Below are 232 nucleotides of genomic sequence, written 5' to 3' on the forward strand. Positions count from 1 at the left end.
GCATTAGGGCACTCTATTCAGTCTCCAATTATTGAGAAAGCTGTGACAGGATTAAAATCTTATATATGGAAGATGGACAGAGGAAGACATTTGCAAAATTCTCCTTCTACCGTATGGGATACCGCTTTACTTAGCTATTCATTGCAAGAAGCTAAAGTTACAAATGAAAATAAGATGATTCAAAGGGCGACAGAGTATTTATTGCAAAAACAACAAACTAAAAAGGTAGATT

Annotated in this window: 1 pseudogene; it reads left to right on the forward strand. The window is 34.9% G+C overall.

What is annotated here, in order from left to right:
* Positions 1 to 232, forward strand: a pseudogene (locus tag JDS92_RS30540) (squalene--hopene cyclase); the annotation flags it as partial.

Origin of the sequence: Bacillus cereus group sp. N12, from assembly GCF_016483575.1 — a bacterium.
In the GTDB taxonomy this organism is placed as follows: domain Bacteria; phylum Bacillota; class Bacilli; order Bacillales; family Bacillaceae_G; genus Bacillus_A; species Bacillus_A toyonensis.